This is a genomic window from Embleya sp. NPDC127516, assembly GCF_044765325.1.
Classification (GTDB): Bacteria; Actinomycetota; Actinomycetes; order Streptomycetales; family Streptomycetaceae; genus Embleya.
The window spans coordinates 17498-32524 of the sequence record NZ_JBIWJT010000036.1; the positions used below are offsets into that span (position 1 = coordinate 17498).

The 15027-nt window shown below is 70.7% G+C and carries 15 protein-coding genes; 6 read left to right on the top strand and 9 right to left on the bottom strand.

Annotation, left to right across the window (positions count from 1 at the left end; all coding sequences use genetic code 11):
• Positions 1-4 precede the first annotated feature (4 nt).
• Complete coding sequence (locus ACIRL2_RS42705) at positions 5-2161, bottom strand: endonuclease/exonuclease/phosphatase family protein (RefSeq protein WP_402239885.1); 2157 nt, start codon at positions 2159-2161, stop codon at positions 5-7.
• Positions 2162-2300: 139 nt separating this feature from the next.
• Complete coding sequence (locus ACIRL2_RS42710; protein WP_402239887.1) at positions 2301-2852, bottom strand: NADPH-dependent FMN reductase; 552 nt, start codon at positions 2850-2852, stop codon at positions 2301-2303.
• 41 nt (positions 2853-2893) lie between these two features.
• Between ACIRL2_RS42710 and ACIRL2_RS42715 the strand changes: the two genes are divergently transcribed.
• Complete coding sequence (locus tag ACIRL2_RS42715) at positions 2894-3361, top strand: YbaK/EbsC family protein (RefSeq protein WP_402239889.1); 468 nt, start codon at positions 2894-2896, stop codon at positions 3359-3361.
• A 4-nt stretch (positions 3362-3365) separates the two neighbouring features.
• Here the strand turns inward: ACIRL2_RS42715 and ACIRL2_RS42720 are convergent, their stop codons facing one another.
• Together ACIRL2_RS42720 and ACIRL2_RS42725 are read right to left on the bottom strand one after the other, a co-directional pair.
• On the bottom strand, positions 3366-4115 hold the full coding sequence (locus ACIRL2_RS42720) for an enoyl-CoA hydratase-related protein (RefSeq protein WP_395868919.1): 750 nt from the start codon (positions 4113-4115) through the stop codon (positions 3366-3368).
• A 107-nt stretch (positions 4116-4222) separates the two neighbouring features.
• The gene (locus ACIRL2_RS42725; protein ID WP_402239892.1) at positions 4223-4885 is read right to left on the bottom strand and encodes a class I SAM-dependent methyltransferase; all 663 of its coding nucleotides are present in this window, start codon (positions 4883-4885) and stop codon (positions 4223-4225) included.
• 368 nt (positions 4886-5253) lie between these two features.
• Between ACIRL2_RS42725 and ACIRL2_RS42730 the strand changes: the two genes are divergently transcribed.
• Positions 5254-6159 (top strand): helix-turn-helix domain-containing protein, encoded by a 906-nt coding sequence (locus ACIRL2_RS42730; protein WP_402239893.1) that lies wholly within the window; start codon positions 5254-5256, stop codon positions 6157-6159.
• On the opposite strand, the gene ACIRL2_RS42735 is transcribed toward ACIRL2_RS42730, so the two are convergent.
• The 3 genes from ACIRL2_RS42735 to ACIRL2_RS42745 all read right to left on the bottom strand — a co-directional run bounded on the left by ACIRL2_RS42735 (position 6122) and on the right by ACIRL2_RS42745 (position 8817).
• Positions 6122-6319 carry a DUF397 domain-containing protein gene (locus tag ACIRL2_RS42735; RefSeq protein ID WP_395868925.1) on the bottom strand — a complete coding sequence of 66 codons (198 nt, stop codon included), beginning with the start codon at positions 6317-6319 and terminating at the stop codon, positions 6122-6124. The genes ACIRL2_RS42730 and ACIRL2_RS42735 overlap by 38 nt on opposite strands.
• A 230-nt stretch (positions 6320-6549) precedes the next feature.
• On the bottom strand, positions 6550-7950 hold the full coding sequence (locus ACIRL2_RS42740) for a VWA domain-containing protein (RefSeq protein WP_402239895.1): 1401 nt from the start codon (positions 7948-7950) through the stop codon (positions 6550-6552).
• Between the two features lie 6 nt (positions 7951-7956).
• Positions 7957-8817 carry an AAA family ATPase gene (locus tag ACIRL2_RS42745; protein ID WP_395869246.1) on the bottom strand — a complete coding sequence of 287 codons (861 nt, stop codon included), beginning with the start codon at positions 8815-8817 and terminating at the stop codon, positions 7957-7959.
• 472 nt (positions 8818-9289) lie between these two features.
• On the opposite strand from ACIRL2_RS42745, the gene ACIRL2_RS42750 reads away from it, so the two are divergent.
• The 3 genes from ACIRL2_RS42750 to ACIRL2_RS42760 are packed head-to-tail and all read left to right on the top strand — an operon-like array spanning position 9290 to position 11324.
• Positions 9290-9913, top strand: coding sequence for an AIM24 family protein (locus ACIRL2_RS42750; RefSeq protein WP_395869248.1), 624 nt, complete (start codon positions 9290-9292; stop codon positions 9911-9913).
• A gap of 23 nt (positions 9914-9936) precedes the next feature.
• Positions 9937-10557, top strand: coding sequence for an AIM24 family protein (locus tag ACIRL2_RS42755; protein ID WP_402239970.1), 621 nt, complete (start codon positions 9937-9939; stop codon positions 10555-10557).
• The gene (locus ACIRL2_RS42760; RefSeq protein ID WP_395868929.1) at positions 10554-11324 is read left to right on the top strand and encodes an AIM24 family protein; all 771 of its coding nucleotides are present in this window, start codon (positions 10554-10556) and stop codon (positions 11322-11324) included. The genes ACIRL2_RS42755 and ACIRL2_RS42760 overlap by 4 nt, the downstream gene beginning before the upstream one ends.
• 215 nt (positions 11325-11539) lie before the next feature.
• On the opposite strand, the gene ACIRL2_RS42765 is transcribed toward ACIRL2_RS42760, so the two are convergent.
• Entirely contained in the window at positions 11540-12448 is a 909-nt protein-coding gene (locus ACIRL2_RS42765; protein WP_395868931.1) for a LysR family transcriptional regulator, read from the bottom strand.
• A 157-nt stretch (positions 12449-12605) separates the two neighbouring features.
• On the opposite strand from ACIRL2_RS42765, the gene ACIRL2_RS42770 reads away from it, so the two are divergent.
• The gene (locus ACIRL2_RS42770; RefSeq protein ID WP_020551241.1) at positions 12606-13820 is read left to right on the top strand and encodes an amidohydrolase family protein; all 1215 of its coding nucleotides are present in this window, start codon (positions 12606-12608) and stop codon (positions 13818-13820) included.
• Between the two features lie 149 nt (positions 13821-13969).
• Here ACIRL2_RS42770 and ACIRL2_RS42775 read toward each other — a convergent pair whose 3' ends face one another.
• The gene (locus ACIRL2_RS42775; protein WP_395868933.1) at positions 13970-14884 is read right to left on the bottom strand and encodes an SDR family oxidoreductase; all 915 of its coding nucleotides are present in this window, start codon (positions 14882-14884) and stop codon (positions 13970-13972) included.
• Positions 14885-15027 lie beyond the last annotated feature (143 nt).

The following is a 15027-nucleotide window of genomic DNA, read 5'->3' on the forward strand; positions in this document are numbered from 1 at the left end:
CGGGTCAATACACGAGCGTCACCGCGACCGGAAGGTGATCGGACGCCGTCGACGGCGGCGCGTCGACGGCCGCGACCCGCAACCGCGGGTCCACCAGGACCTGGTCGATCTCCTGCTTCGGCTCATCCGCCGGATAGGTCCGCAACGGCCGCACCCGGCCCAGGCCGTCCACGAGTCCGCGCCCGGTGAACGCCCGCATCTGGGGGCTGTCGATCGTCGCGTTCATGTCGCCGAGCACCACCACCGGCGCCGACGCCCCCAACCGCACGGCGAACGCCGCGGCCCGCTCCGCCTGCTCCTGCGGGACCTTGTCGTCGGCGTCCTGGAGATGAGTGGACACGACGCCGACGAGCTTCCCGGGCGCCGCCTCGATCACCACGCCCAACGCCTGCGCACCGGTCGGCGCACCACCGGCGGGCAACTTGATCGACTCCAGGTGCCGGATCGGCTTGCGGGTCAGCACCGCGTCGCCCCACTGCGGGTCGGCCGCCGGCGCGAACCGGTAGGGCAGGTCGAGCCGGCGCGCGAGCAGGGTCAGCACGTCGTGGCCGCCGTTGAGGAACCAGGCCCGGTCCACCTCGTTGAGCACCAGCACATCCGGCTTCAACGCCCGGATCGTGTCCGCCGTGCGATCCGGGTCGAACCGCCCGTCGACGCCGTACCCCATGCGGATGTTGTACGTGACCACCCGCATCGTCCCCGCCGCCACGTCCGGCTCCGGCGCCGACCCGGCACCCGGGCGCAGCCCGAACGCGGCGAGGGCGATCAGTACGGGGAAGACGGTCGCCAGCGCGAGTGGCGCGTGCACGCGCTCGGCCAGGGACGGCGGCGGCGGGAGTTCCCGACCCCGATCCGCCTTGCGTCCGGCGGGACCGCCGACGGCGGGTGCTCCCGGTCGGCTGCCCGCACGACCGGTGGCGGGCTTGGCGCCGGGACGTGCGCCGGGCCGGTGGCCGGGTCGCTGCGCGGGCCGGCCGGCGCGGGTTCGGCCGCCGAGCGGGACGTCGGACCGGGCGCCGCCGTGCCCGCCGCCGTGCCCGCCGCCGTGCGCCACGGTCCGGCCCCGACCACGCACCGGCGCCCGGGCGGGCACGGGCGCGGCCTCCGGCTCGGGCTCGGGCGCGGTGGGTGTGCGCCGGTCCCGTACCGCCGCGAGGCCGGCGGGCACCGCGAGCGCGAGCACCCCCAGGAGCAGCACCCGCCCGCGAGCCAGTACGCCGATCTCGATGTCGTAGCGGGCATAGTGCAGGAAGGTCAGCGCGAAGAAGCCGACCATGCTCCAGGCCGGCGCCCAGCGCACCGCGGGCCGCGTCCGCGCGGCGGCGTCGCCCAGGACCAGACCCAGGCCGAGCACGCCCAGCGCCTGCCAACCGGCCGCGCCGGTGGGGGCCAGGCCGACGACGCCGTCGTGCGCGCTCGTCTCCAGGTAGCCCGCGCCGGCCACGCCGGCGATCAGCAGCGCCAGACCCACTGGCAGCACCCACACCCCGCGCAGCCGGGACACCGGCACCGCGAGCGCCCATGCGGCCACCAACACCGGTACGCCCCATCGTGGTTCACCGGCGGCGGCATGTGCGACACCGACGTTGCCGAACAACACGCCGGTGAGGAACAGCGCGGGACCGAACACGGCCCACAACACCGGCCCGGGCGCGGGTACGGCCGGGGCCTGGATCCACACCTGCGCGGCGACGAACACCACGGCGAGCGTGCCCAGTACGGCCCAGCCGCGCCAGACCTCCAGCCACATCGGGTCGAGGGTGCCGAGCCCGGCGTGCAGCGCGACCGCCGCCGCCAGGCCGGCCGGCACGCCCACGCTCGCGTCCCAGCCGGTGTGCGCGACCGCGATCAGCCAGCACAGCGCGGCGACCAGCGCCAGGCACGCGAGGTAGAGCTGCGCGTCGCCGCCGTCGGTGAACTGCAGCCACAGCCGCAGCATCACCATGGCCACGCCGGCCAGGACCGCGACCGGTCGTCCGCCGACCCGACGGCACAGCGGCACCACCGCGAAGGCGACCGCGAACCACGCGATCGCGAACAGGCCCAGTTGTTCGGCGGGAGTGGCCCCGGCGTCGCCGTACACGGTGATCAGCGAGGGCAACCACACCCGCAGGATGTCGACCAGAAAGACGATCCCCAGAGCGATCACGATCACAGGCACGCGTAACCCCCGTCTCGATGGCGGGGTCAGCATAGAGCGGCGAAACACCGTTCGGGAGGCCACTTCCGGCGATGGATCAGCCGGTCCTCACCCGGGCAAGCAGCGCCCGGGCCATCGACCGCTCCACGGGCCGGGGCGGTCAGGCGCGTGGGGGAACCGCGTGGGTGAGTGTGGTCAAGGCCGCGGAGATGCCCGCGCGTACCTCGGGGTCGGCGATCAGGCCGTCCGGGCCCACCGCGTCGCGGGCCACGCCGACGCGTACGCAGGCCGATTCGACGACGTCGGCTCCGGTGTAGCCGAGCACGACGCGCAGCGACTCGTGTGCCTTGGCCGCGCCGTTCGGGTTGGTGGACGCGTTGATCCAGGCGACCGGCTTGTCGCTGGTCTCCACGCCGCCGACGGTCCAATCCAGCAGGTTCTTGAACGAGCCGGGCAGCGCACCGGCGTATTCGGGGGTGGAGAACAGCACCGCGTCGGCGGCGTCGATCGCGGTCCGCAACTCGACCACGGCGGGCGGCAACGGTTCGCGGTCCTCGTCCGGGTTGAAGTGCGGCAGCGCGTGCAACTGGTCGAAGACGATGGTCTCGACCCCCTCCGGCGCGACCGCCCGCGCGGTCCGCACCAGCGCGGAATTGGTGGACTGCGCCCGCAACGACCCACTGATCAAGAGCACCCGACGATTGGCTGTCATGGCCGGTCAAGGTAGCACCGCACGGGTACTAGTCTCACCTCATGCATACGCCGGTCGAGAAGGTCGCCGAGGCGCTGCGCGCGCTCGGCGGCACGGGAGAGATTCGGGAATTCGCCGAGACGGTGCCGACCGCGGCGGCCGCCGCCGAGGTACTGGGCTGCGACGTGGGCGCGATCGCGAACAGCCTGGTGTTCTCCGCCGACGGCCAACCGCTGCTGGTGGTCACCAGTGGGGCGCACCGGGTGGACACCCGGGTCGTCTCCCGCCTGCTCGGCATCCGCAAAATGCGCCGGGCCGACCCGGAGTTCGTGCTCTCGGCCACCGGCCAGGAGGTCGGCGGCGTGGCCCCGGTCGGCCACCCGTTCCGGATCCGCACCCTGGTCGACACCTGGCTGGACAAGCACGAGGTGGTCTGGGCCGGGGCCGGCGACCACAACCACATGTACCCGACCACGTACGCCGAATTGTTGCGGATGACGGGTGGTACGGCCGCGGACGTGGAGGCGTAGCGATTCAGCGGCCGGTCCACTCGGGTGCCCGCTTGCCCAGGAACGCGGCGACGCCTTCCTTCATGTCCTCGGACGCGGTGATGCTCGCGAACCCCTCCGCGGTGCTGCTCCACCCCAGCTCGTCGTCGGCCGCGACCACGTCCTCGACCGCCTTCAGGCTCGCGCGCACCGCGACCGGGCCGTTCGCGCAGATCCGCTCGGCCGACTCGAGGGCGCCCGCCAGCGCCTCGCCCGGCTCGGTCACCCGGTTGACCACGCCCGCCTGGTACAGCCGTTCGGCGGGCAACGGGTCGCCGACCAGGAGCATTTCCTTGGCCAGATTCAGCGGCAGCGCCCGGGGGGCCCGGAACGTGCCGCCGCAGATCGCCATCAGTCCGCGCTTGACCTCGGGCAGTCCGAACCGCGCCGTGCTCGATGCCACCACCAGGTCGCACGCGAGCACGATCTCGAAGCCGCCGCCCAGCGCGAACCCCTCCACTGCGGCGATCAACGGCTTGCTCCGCCGCCTGCGGATCACCCCGTACTCGCCGCCGCGTTCACCCTTGGGGCTCAGCCCGGCGGCCAGATCGGTGCCGGCCGAGAAGACCGTCGGGGTGCCGGTCAATACCCCGATCCACAGCTCCGGATCGTCTTCGAGGAGGTTGAGCGCCGCCTCGATCCCGTCGGCCACCCGCTGATCGATGGCGTTGCGCTTGGCCTCCCGCCGGATCGAGACGACCAGCACCCGTCCGCGCCGCTCGGTGGTCACCGTCATGGCAGGCTCCTTCACGATCGATCGACTCTCGCCTCCGGATGATCTCTAGCCCAGGTCGACAACCATCACAAGAGCGACCGCGCCCGCGCGGGACCGATCGGGCCCGGTCACGCCGGCCTGCGCACGATCGTCTCCCAGTGGGTCCAGATGCCCGCCGGCGGGTCGCGGCGTTCGGTGTGTTCCGCGCGCAGCGGCAGTACCGGTTCGAAGTCGCGGAGCAGGGACTCCAGTTCGAGTCGGCCGTAGTAGTGCACGACGAGGCCGGCCTTGAAGCCCTCCAGGTAGCGGAAGGTTCTGCCGCCGTCCTTCGTGACGTCCAGCACCTCGTGTGCCTCGACCGCCTCGGTCTCGGCGGAGGCGGTCCGCAGCGCGAGCAGGCCGCCGGGGGCGACCCGGGCCAGCGAGCCGCGCAGCAGTTCGCGGGCGGCGTCGCGGGTGCCGTGCTGGTGCACCTGGATGCCGATCACCAGGTCGTAGCGTCGACCCGGCGGCAGATCCTCCTGGGTGCCGTGCACCAGGGTCGACTCCGGGGCGCGGGCGGCCAGTTGCTCCAGTGCCAGGCGGGAGGGGTCGACGCCGACCAGGTCCAGGCCCGCCTCGGTCAACGGGATCAGGTTGCGTCCGTTGCCGCAGCCGATCTCGACGCCCGAGGTGCCCGGCGCGGCCACCGCGAGGATGCGGTCCACGAACGGATCGGGTCCGGCGTCGGCGTACATCCCGTCCGCGTAGGCGTTGTCCCAGAAGTCCACGGCGAGCCGATTCGCGTCCATGGGATCGAGCCTGACAGATCGAACCCGGCGATCGGGCGACGACAAACCGGCCACGTTCGCACCGACCGGGTGGATGTACGACCGCCTCGAAGGCCGCTCGCGCCCACCCGCTTCGCGCCCCACTCGCATCCGCACACCCACCCGCCACCTCGGCCCCAGGCTCGCGAGTTCGCGCGGCCGGCCGAATTTCCCGCCCGGCACGACGCGTGGCGGGACCTCGGGTGCCGGGCCTCTTGCCGTGGGGTATCCCCATGCAGTACAGCTCGATATGTCGGTCGTGCGTTGGCTTTCTGCCACCTCGCCAGACGCGAGATGGCCGACCGGAAAGCCGATGGGTGATCTTTTCGACCACCACGGGGAGGGCATGGATGCCGACGAGCCAGGATCCGATGATTTTGCGTCGGCGCTTACGCGACAAGCTGCGGCGACTTCGCGAAGCGGCCGGATTGACCCAACGCGATGTGGCGACCCGTCTGGAATGGTCGCTTTCGAAAGTGATCCGCATCGAATCCGGCGGCGTGGGGGTGACCGTCACCGATCTGCGGGCGCTGATCCAGCAGTACGGCATCACCGACCGCACCCGGGTGGACGAACTCCTGGCCCTGGCCAGAGGCGCACGGCGACGCACCCCGTGGAGTGCGTATCGCACGATCGTCTCCCCGGCCCTGCTCACCTTCCTGGGCTATGAGTCCTCGGCCACGCTGATCCGCAACTTCGAACCGCTGCGCATCCCCGGCCTGTTGCAGACCGAGGGGTACGCGCGGGCGATCCTGGAACACCTCAGCCCGGGCCGGCACGTCGACGAGCAGGTTCGGCTGCGCCTGGACCGGCAGCGGATCCTGCAGAACGGCGAGGACGAGCCGCTGTTGAACTTCGTGATCGACGAAGGTGTGCTGTATCGCCCGGTCGGCGGGGTTTCCGCGATGTGCGAGCAGTTGCGCCATCTGCTGACGGTCCGGGAATACCCTCGGGTCTTCGTACGGATCGCGCCGCTGAGCGCCGGACTGAATTCGATCGTGAATCTCGGCTACACGATCTTCGAGTTCCGCGATCCCGAGGACGGTCTGGTGCTCTCCGTCGAGGGTCCCGAGGAAAAGCATCTGACCATTCGGGAGAATTCGGAGGTCGAGGCGCCGTTGAATTACCTGGAGGATTTCTGGCGACTCGAACAGATCGCCCATCTCGATCAGGCGGAGGAGTTGATTCGACGAGCGCTCGACCATCTCTCCGCGGGTTCTACCGGGATACCCGGGCCGCACCCGTCAGCGTCGTGAACAGCCGCCACTGGGCTCCGGCGAATCGCAGCCGAGGACCGATTGCCGACTGCTTCGAGTCGCGCACGAGTACACCGTCGAGGACCGCGACCTCGAGACAGTTGCCTCCGCCGCTCTTCGAACTCTTGCGCCATGCGGGAGCGTCGGCCTGAGCTCGCATTTGTCACCCATCCTCAAAAGCCGGCGGCGACCGTCGAGGCATCTCTCCCGCCCGCCTCGCGGAGCAGGGGCATCGACGTGTGCCGTGATCACGGCACGTACCCTCGCGGCTTGCCGAGAGGTAGTCAAGTCGGCACGTCAAGGCACTCCCCCGAATGTACGAACACGTTCGATCGAGCCCTTCGGCCGACCTTTCGCGGCCATCCCCGGGCTGCGGTCGACTGCTCGCGATCAGGCCAACTCGCCGATGAAGGACCCTAGTTGGGTCAGATTGCGACACTCGATCATGGAAATCCGCCGACCGTACACGCTCGCGATCGAGTCGCCGGTGTCCCAGTCGCGCTCCGGTTCCGGGTTGAGCCACCACGCGTGCCGGGCCGGCGCCACCATGGCCTCGATGGCGGCCAGGGCCGGGTCCTGATAGTTGTTCCGCGCGTCGCCCAGGATCAGCAGCGAGGTCTTCGGCCCGATCACGTCGCCGTAGCGCTCCACGAAGACTCGGAACGCGTGTCCGTAGTCGCTGTGTCCGCTCAGCCGCACCAGATTCGCCTCGGCGGTCAGTCGGCGCATCGCCTCCGTGACGTCCCCGCCCGGTCGCTCGAAGAACCGGGTCACCTCGTCCACCGTGTCAATGAACGCGAACGCCCTTACCCGGGCGAACTGTTCACGCAGCGCGTAGGCGAGCATCAGGGTGAAATGGGCGAACGAGGCGACCGACTCACTCGCGTCGCACAACACCACCAGTTCGGGCTTGTGCGGCCGGCGCGGCCGGTGGTGGGTGGTCAGCGGCACGCCGCCGGTGGACAACGACGCGCGCACCGTGCGGCGGAAGTCGAGACGGCCGTGCCGGCCCGCCCGTTGACGGATCGTCAGCCGGGTGGCCAGGCGCTGCGCGAGCGGTTGGATCTCCCGGCGCAGCGCGATCAGGTCGGTCCGGCTCGCGCGCAGGATGTCGAGGTTCTCCACCGCCGGCTTGACCGCGGTCTCGGCGACCCGGTCGACACCGCGTTCCTCGGCGAGTCGACGGCGTACGTCGGCGAGGACGTGCCCGTTCAGCCGGTCCATCCGGGTCTGGATCATCCGTCGCGCGTTGCGTTCGGCCACCCCGCCCGGGAGTTCGCCACCCAGCACCGCGCGCAGCAGGCCCGCCATCAGCGTTCGCGGGTCCAGGGCGCGACCGACCATGTTCGCGGACCACGAGGGCCCCGAGGACCCGTCGAAGGCGCCGAACCGCCCGACCGCCTCGCGCGCCAACCGGCGCAGCGCGATGTCGTCCTCGCCGAGCAGGAGTTCGCGCAGCCGGTCGCGGAAGACCTCGGCGTCGGCGACGTCCGGATCTGCCCCGCCCCGCGCCGCGCCGGCCGGTTCCTCGGGCGCCGCGTCCATCGGATCGACCTCGGTCGTCGCCGCCGTGCCCACCGGGAACCACAGTTCGAACAGCGTGTCGAAGACGTCCCGGTGGGTGTGCCGCTTGACCAGCGACGCGGCGTAGGCGGCCCGCAGTGTCTCCCGGTCTCCGAGGTCGAGCACGGTCAACGCGCGGGCGGCGTCCAGCCCTTCGGCCAGTGACACCGGCAATCCGCCGTGCCGCAGTGCCCGGACGAATCCGGTGTGACGGTCCAGGAGGGACATCGGCGATCAGCCGCCGATGCCGGGCAGGCCGAGTTCCTTCGCGGCCCGCGTGTGGTCGGAGGAGTGCTTGAGCACGACGCCGAGCGTGCGCGCGATCGCCTCCTCGTCCAGCACGTCGGCCTCCAGCGCGATCAACGTCCGTGCCCAGTCCAGGGTTTCGGCGATGGACGGCGCCTTCTTGAGTTCCAACGCGCGCAGCGACGCGACGGTGCGGACCACCTGTTCGGCGAGTTGCGCGCGGATGCCGGGCACCCGGGTGAGCACGATGTCCCGCTCGCGCTCCGGCGTCGGGTAGTCGATGTACAGGTACAGGCAGCGCCGCTTGAGCGCCTCGCTCAGCTCGCGCGTCGCGTTCGAGGTGAGCACCACGAACGGGCGCCGTGAGGCGGTGATCGTGCCCAGCTCGGGAATGGTGACCTGGAAGTCGGAGAGCACTTCCAGCAACAGCCCCTCGACCTCGACGTCCGCCTTGTCCGTCTCGTCGATCAGCAGCACGGTCGGCTCGTCCCGACGGATCGCCGTCAGCAGCGGCCGGGCCAGCAGGAACTCCTCGGCGAAGATCCCGGCGCGCGCCTCGTCCCACCCGTCCACGCCCGCCTGGATGCGCAGCAGTTGTTTGCGGTAGTCCCACTCGTACAGCGCCCGGGACTCGTCCAGGCCCTCGTAGCACTGCAACCGGATCAGCTCGGCGGAGCCGGCCGCGGCGACCGCCTTGGCCAGCTCGGTCTTGCCGACCCCCGCCGGCCCCTCGATCAGCAGCGGCTTGCCGAGCGCGTCGGCCAGGAAGACGGCGGTCGCGATGCCGGGGTCGGTCAGGTAGTCGACGGCGCCGAGCCGACTGCGGGCGTCCTCGGGCGAGGCGAACATCGTCATGGTGGTGCACTCCTCGCGGTCCGCGGCCTGCCGATGCGCCGGATCCGGCCGGCTGCCCTCTCAAGCTACAAGAGGCCCTCCGCGCCGACGCAACGGCGTGGCCGTACCGCCCGAATCGCCACCCGATGCACCTGACAGACCGTCACATGCCCGACCCCCGACGCCGAACGGCCGACATGTGGGGAGTTCTCCGCTCTTCCCGGGTCGGCTCCACCGGGCAGGCCGGACCCGGCGGGCGGGCGCCGTCCGCGTCCTCCACCGAGGCGCCCGTCGCACCGCGTGCCGGTTCCGGCGACGACGCCCCACCGCTGCCCCGGTCGTCCCGGCGACACCACCGCTTCCTCCCGCACCCGCGGTCCCGCAGCCGATCGCCCCGCCGCTGGTAAAACCCCGGCAAGATGAGGGGTTTCCACCCTCCGGCAACCGGTGGCCCGCTGCTAGCTTCCGGACCGTGGCGACCTTTGTGATGCATGGCACGCGAGTTCTCGCGGTGGGCATGAGCGGAGAGGCGGTCAAGGCCCGGAACGGGACGATGATCGCCTATGACGGACGGATGACCTTCAAACGACTGTCGGGTGGGGGCGAGGGCCTGCGCGGCATGGTGACCCGTCGTCTCACCGGTGAGGGCATGACCCTCATGGAGGTGAGCGGTGAGGGCACCTGTTGGTTCGCCGACCGGGCCACCGAGATCAATCTCGTCCAGCTGACCGGCGAGACACTGCACGTCGAGTCGAGCAACCTGCTCGCCGTCGACCAGAGTCTGCGCACCGGCACCGAGTTCACCGGTCTCAGCGGCGCGACCAGCGGCCAGGGTCTGTTCACCACGACCGTGTCCGGTCAGGGCACGGTCGCGGTCACCTCCGACGGGCCGGCCATCGTACTGCGGGTGTCGCAGAGCGAACCGCTGTCGGTGGACCCGGGGGCGTATGTCGCGCACACCGGGCAACTCCGCAAGGAGTTCGTCAAGGACGTCAACTGGCGCACCTTCATCGGCGAGGGATCCGGCGAGAGCGTGCAGCTGCGCTTCCAGGGCGAGGGGCTGGTCTACGTACAGCCCACCGAGCGGCAGACCATCGGGGGCCAGACGTGACGTTCGACCAGGTCAACTCCAAGATGATCGAGGCCACCGTACGTCCGGGGCAGACGCTGTACTGCCTGCGCGGCGCGATGTTGGCCTACCGGGGCGAGGTCTCCTTCACCCCGACCACCACCGGAGCCCAAGGCGTCGGCGGGATGATCGGACGGCGGCTGGCGGGCGAGTCGGTACCGCTGATGAAGGCCGAGGGCGACGGCACGGTGATGTTCGGCCACGCGGGCCGGCACGTGCACCTGATCCAGATCACCGGGGACACCCTGCATGTGGAGGCGGACCGGCTGCTCGTGTTCGAGGACTCGTTGCAGCAGGGCACGATGTTCATGGGTTCGCAGGGCGGCGTGCGCGGCATGATCCGCGGCCAGGTGACCGGCCAGGGGCTGTTCACCACGACGCTGACCGGCCACGGCTGGTGCGGGGTGCTCGCGCACGGCGGCGTGATCGAGTTGCCGGTCCAGCCGGGCCGCTCGATCCACGTCGACCCGCAGGCATATGTGGCACATCGCGGCCGAATCGACAACCGGATCGGTGCCAACGTGGGTTGGCGCGACGTGATCGGACGCGGTTCCGGCGAGGCGTTCCAATTGGAACTGTCGGGCACGGGCACGGTCTACGTCCAGGCGAGCGAGGAGAAGTTGTGACCGCCCTCGGTTCCGGCCCCGCGGTGTTCGACGCACGAACGCTGCCGGAGGACGACAACGTCAATCCGTACGCCTTCTGCGTGGCACTCGACGGCGAGTGGTTCGTGCAGAAGGGCAAGATGATCGCCTATTACGGGCGGATCAAGTTCGAGGCGCTGGGCGTCGGCGCGCTCGACCGGTTGGTCACCGCGAACTTCAACTCGCCGCTGTACATCCAGGACTGGATCGTCGCGCAGGGCAAGGGCCGGTTGTTGCTCGCCGACCGCGGCTTCGACGTCAACTCGTACGACCTGGAACTGGGCAACCTGACCATCCGGGCGGCCAACCTGCTCGCGTTCCAGCCCGGCCTGGACCTGAAGCAGTCGATCGTGCCGGGGTTCGTCACCCTGATCGGCACCGGCAAGTTCGTGGCCGCCTCCAACGGCGCGGTGCACTTCGTCGAGCCGCCGATCCGGGTGGACCCCGAGGCACTGCTCGGCTGGGCGGACTGCCCGACGCCGTGCCACCACTTCGACACCAAGTACATGCGCGGCGCGCTGGGCATGGCGCGGCGGTTGACCGGTCTGGGCGGCGCGTCCGGCGAGGAGCACCAGTACGACTTCGTCGGTAGCGGAACGGTGCTGATGCAGTCCTCGGAGATCTCCATCGACCCGAATCTGATCCCGACCCAGGCCGCGGCGGCCAACCAGCCCGCCGGGCAGCAGGGCACGCCGGGGATTCCCGGGCTGCCCAACCTGCCGGGACGGCTGGGGCGCCTGTTGCAATGAGTCCGGCGCGGCGGGAACCGGCGACGGGGCCGCGCCGTTGAGCAGGGGAGGCCCTTTACTGGGGACGGTGAAGGGCCTCGCCAACGCTTCGGGCACGATCGCGCGCCATCGGGGCCGCGCGCCGGGACGCGGTGTGCGGGGTCGTGCGGAAGCGCACTCGGGCCGCAGGCACGCGTCACCGGGGGCCGCGCGGGCGGATGCGGTGTGCGGCACGCTCAGAGCTGATCGGCCAGGTCGCTGGCCGCCGCCACCTCGCGCAGCAGTTGGACCAGTACGCCGACCCCCTCGTGGTCCGCGTCGGCCCGCCAGAAGGCGGTCACCGCGACGTCCGGCGCCCCCGTCAGCGGGACCTGGACGACCCCGCGCACGGGACGCTGCCGGGCCCACCCGCGCGGCGACAGGCCCACCCCCTGGCGATCCACCACGCGCGCGATCACGTCGTCCACGCTGCCGTACGCCTCGACGATCTCGGTCGCCCCCGACCGCCGCAGCGCCTCGGTGACGCGGGTGAACAGCCGGGGGTGCGGTTGCCGCGGCCACACCACGACCGGCTCGCCGCTGCCGACCAACTCGGTCAGGTTCACCGACGACCGCCCGGCGAGCGCGTGTTCCTGCGGGAGCAGCGCGACGAAGGCGAACGTACCGACCCGCGCGGACTCGAAGCCCGGGCCCAGGTCCGGCAGCCAGCCCAGCCCCGCGTCCAGGACACCCTCGCGCACGTCGGCCACCTGACGGGCGGTCGGCTCGCTGGTCCACTGCACGCGCAGCGCCGGGTGGCGGATGTGCAGCGCGGAGATCGCGGCGGACACGAGTGATGGGCCCAGGCCCGAGGTATATCCCACGCGCACCTGATCGGCGTCCCAACTGGCCCGCCGACGCACCTCGGCGCACGCGTCGTCGAGCACCCGCAACGACTCGTCGAGCCGACTGCGGAACACCTCGCCCAGCGGCGTGAGCGCCACCGGCAGCGAGGATCGGTCCACCAGTCGGGTGCCCAGTTGCTGCTCCAGACGGCGCACCGCCTTGCTGACCATCGGTTGGGACAGGTACAGCCGTGCCGCGGCCCGGCCGAAGTGCCGTTCCTCGGCGACGGCCAGGAAACATCTCAGGTCGCGCAGTTCCATGGATACCCACCTATGCCGTGTCGGCATAACGTTAGCAAGAACAGGGGCTTGGCTGACGACCCGTCAGCAGGTTTCCTGGAGAGCGCAGGGTCCACGCGCAGCAAGCGGGGCCACCGCCGCCACCGAGGCCCACCGCACGTGCACCTAGGAGCAGGTCATGACGCTTGAGATCCCGCGCATCATCTCCGTGGACGACCACGTGGTCGAGCCCCCGGACCTGTGGACCTCGCGGCTGCCCGCCAAGTACAAGGACCGGGGCCCGCGCGTGGTCCGCGACAAGGCGAAGTTCAACTTCATCGGCGGCGTGTTCTCCTACGAGCGCGGTGTCGAGGACGGCGAGTGGTGCGACTGGTGGCTGTACGACGACCTGGTCTACCCGTTCCCCAAGCTCTCGGCCGCGGTCGGCTTCGACACCCTGGACGTGACGCCGGTCACCTTCGACGACATTCGGCCGGGCGCGTGGATCCAGTCCGAGCGGCTCAAGGACATGGACGCGAACCACGTGGACGCGTCGCTGTGCTTCCCGAACATCCTGCCGCGCTTTTGCGGCCAGGCGTTCTACGAGCGCGAGGACAAGGAACTCGCGCTGCTGTGCGTGCAGGCCTACAACGACTGGATGATCGACGAGTGGTGCGCGGGTGACGGCAAGGGCCGCCTGCTGCCGATGACGATCATCCCGCTGTGGGACGCGAACCTGGCCGCCGCGGAGGTGCGGCGGTGCGCGGCGAAGGGCTCGTTCGCGGTCGCCTTCTCGGAGAACCCGGTTCCGCTGGGACTGCCGTCGGTGCACGACAAGGACCGCTTCTGGGACCCGTTCTTCCGGGCGTGCGAGGAGACGAACACCATCGTCTGCATGCACATCGGGTCGTCCTCGAAGATGCCGTCCACGTCGCCGGACGCGCCGTTCATCGTCTCCTCGGTGCTGACCTTCCAAAACGCCATGGGCTCGATGGTCGACTACATCTTCTCCGGTGTCTTCGACCGCTTCCCGAAGATGAAGATCGCCTACGCCGAGGGCCAGGTCGGCTGGATGCCGTACGTGATGGAGCGCGCGGACAAGCTTTGGGAGGAGCGCGACGACAACGCGTTCGGCTCGTCGCTGACCCAGAAGCCCAGCTCGTACATCCAGGACCGGATCTACGGCTGCATCTTCGACGACGAGATCGGCCTGCGGAACCGCGACGTGATCGGCATCGACCAGATCTGCTTCGAGGTCGACTACCCGCACGCCGACTCGACCTTCCCGAACACCCACAAGGTCGCCTTCGACATCGCCACGAAGGCGGGTCTGACCCAGGCCGAGTGCGACAAGCTCTTCCGCACCAACGCGATCAAGGCCTTCGGCCTGGAGCGCTTCGGCATCACGAAGTAGCCCACCGCCCAACCCCCGCCGGCCGCACCCCACTCCCCCGGGGCGCGGCCGGCGGCTTCGTTCGTGCGGCGCCCTCGCCGTGGCAACGGCCGCCGCCCGAAGCGAAATCGACGGCGGCCGCCCCAGGGACCGAAGCACTTTCGGGTGGACTACTTGCGGGTGCCGCTCATGTCGGCGTTGCCGGCGGCCTTGGCGACCAGGTCCGGGATCACCTCGGTGAGTTCGGCGGGCGTCCAGCGGGCGCCCTTGTCGATCGTGGGCCCGTTGGACCAGCCCTCGGCGACGCTGATCGAGCTGCCGGTGACGGAGAAGACCCGGCCGGTGACGCCGGCCGAGGCGGGGCTGCCGAGCCAGACCACCAGCGGGGCGATGTGCTCGGGAGCGAGTTGTTCGGCGAGCTTCGCGGCGGCGTCCTCGTCGGCGAAACCTGCCAGGTCCTCGGTCAGCCGGGTGAGCGCGGTGGGGGCGATCGCGTTGACCGTGACGCCGTAGCGGCCCAGTTCCTGCGCCGCGATGATGGTGAAGCCCGCGATACCGGCCTTGGCGGCGCCGTAGTTGGTCTGGCCGACGTTGCCGAAGATGCCGGACGGTGAACTGGTGTTGATGATCCGGGCGTCGACGTGCTCGCCCGCCTTGGCCAGCCCCCGCCAGTACGCCGCCGCGTGGTGCGCGGGCGCGAAGGTGCCCTTGAGGTGGACTCTGATCACCGCGTCCCACTCCGCCTCGGACATGTTGGTCAGCATCCGGTCACGCAGGATGCCCGCGTTGTTGACCAGGACGTCGAGCCGGCCATAGGTCTCGGTCGCCTGCCCGATCAGCGCCTCGGCACCGGCGAAGTCGGAGATGTCGTCGGTGTTGGCCACCGCCTCGCCGCCCGCCGCGACGATCTCCGCCACCACGGCCTGCGCCGGACCCGCCGACGCGCCCGTGCCGTCGCGCGCGCCGCCGAGGTCGTTCACCACGACCTTGGCACCCTCGGCCGCGAACGCCAGCGCGTGCGCCCGCCCGATGCCGTTGCCCGCACCCGTCACGACGACGACGCGTCCCTCGCAGATCCCGCTCATGTGACCCCTCCGATGCTTGTCGACCGCTTCCGACGACCGCTACGGAGGTCACAGTATGTTGAGACCGTTGCCGCGTACATCCTTTGTCGGACCACGCGGTCGAACGACGCGCGCACGGCGCGCGGGTCGCGAAAGGAGCTGCC

What these genes read in the sequence shown, in the direction of transcription:
- ACIRL2_RS42710 (WP_402239887.1), bottom strand. Translation starts at nt 2,852, where the DNA reads ATGACAGCCAATCGTCGGGTGCTCTTGATCAGTGGGTCGTTGCGGGCG.
- ACIRL2_RS42715 (WP_402239889.1), top strand. Translation starts at nt 2,894, where the DNA reads ATGCATACGCCGGTCGAGAAGGTCGCCGAGGCGCTGCGCGCGCTCGGC.
- ACIRL2_RS42720 (WP_395868919.1), bottom strand. Translation starts at nt 4,115, where the DNA reads ATGACGGTGACCACCGAGCGGCGCGGACGGGTGCTGGTCGTCTCGATC.
- ACIRL2_RS42725 (WP_402239892.1), bottom strand. Translation starts at nt 4,885, where the DNA reads ATGGACGCGAATCGGCTCGCCGTGGACTTCTGGGACAACGCCTACGCG.
- ACIRL2_RS42730 (WP_402239893.1), top strand. Translation starts at nt 5,254, where the DNA reads ATGCCGACGAGCCAGGATCCGATGATTTTGCGTCGGCGCTTACGCGAC.
- ACIRL2_RS42735 (WP_395868925.1), bottom strand. Translation starts at nt 6,319, where the DNA reads ATGCGAGCTCAGGCCGACGCTCCCGCATGGCGCAAGAGTTCGAAGAGC.
- ACIRL2_RS42740 (WP_402239895.1), bottom strand. Translation starts at nt 7,950, where the DNA reads ATGTCCCTCCTGGACCGTCACACCGGATTCGTCCGGGCACTGCGGCAC.
- ACIRL2_RS42745 (WP_395869246.1), bottom strand. Translation starts at nt 8,817, where the DNA reads ATGTTCGCCTCGCCCGAGGACGCCCGCAGTCGGCTCGGCGCCGTCGAC.
- ACIRL2_RS42750 (WP_395869248.1), top strand. Translation starts at nt 9,290, where the DNA reads ATGCATGGCACGCGAGTTCTCGCGGTGGGCATGAGCGGAGAGGCGGTC.
- ACIRL2_RS42755 (WP_402239970.1), top strand. Translation starts at nt 9,937, where the DNA reads ATGATCGAGGCCACCGTACGTCCGGGGCAGACGCTGTACTGCCTGCGC.
- ACIRL2_RS42765 (WP_395868931.1), bottom strand. Translation starts at nt 12,448, where the DNA reads ATGGAACTGCGCGACCTGAGATGTTTCCTGGCCGTCGCCGAGGAACGG.
- ACIRL2_RS42770 (WP_020551241.1), top strand. Translation starts at nt 12,606, where the DNA reads ATGACGCTTGAGATCCCGCGCATCATCTCCGTGGACGACCACGTGGTC.
- ACIRL2_RS42775 (WP_395868933.1), bottom strand. Translation starts at nt 14,884, where the DNA reads ATGAGCGGGATCTGCGAGGGACGCGTCGTCGTCGTGACGGGTGCGGGC.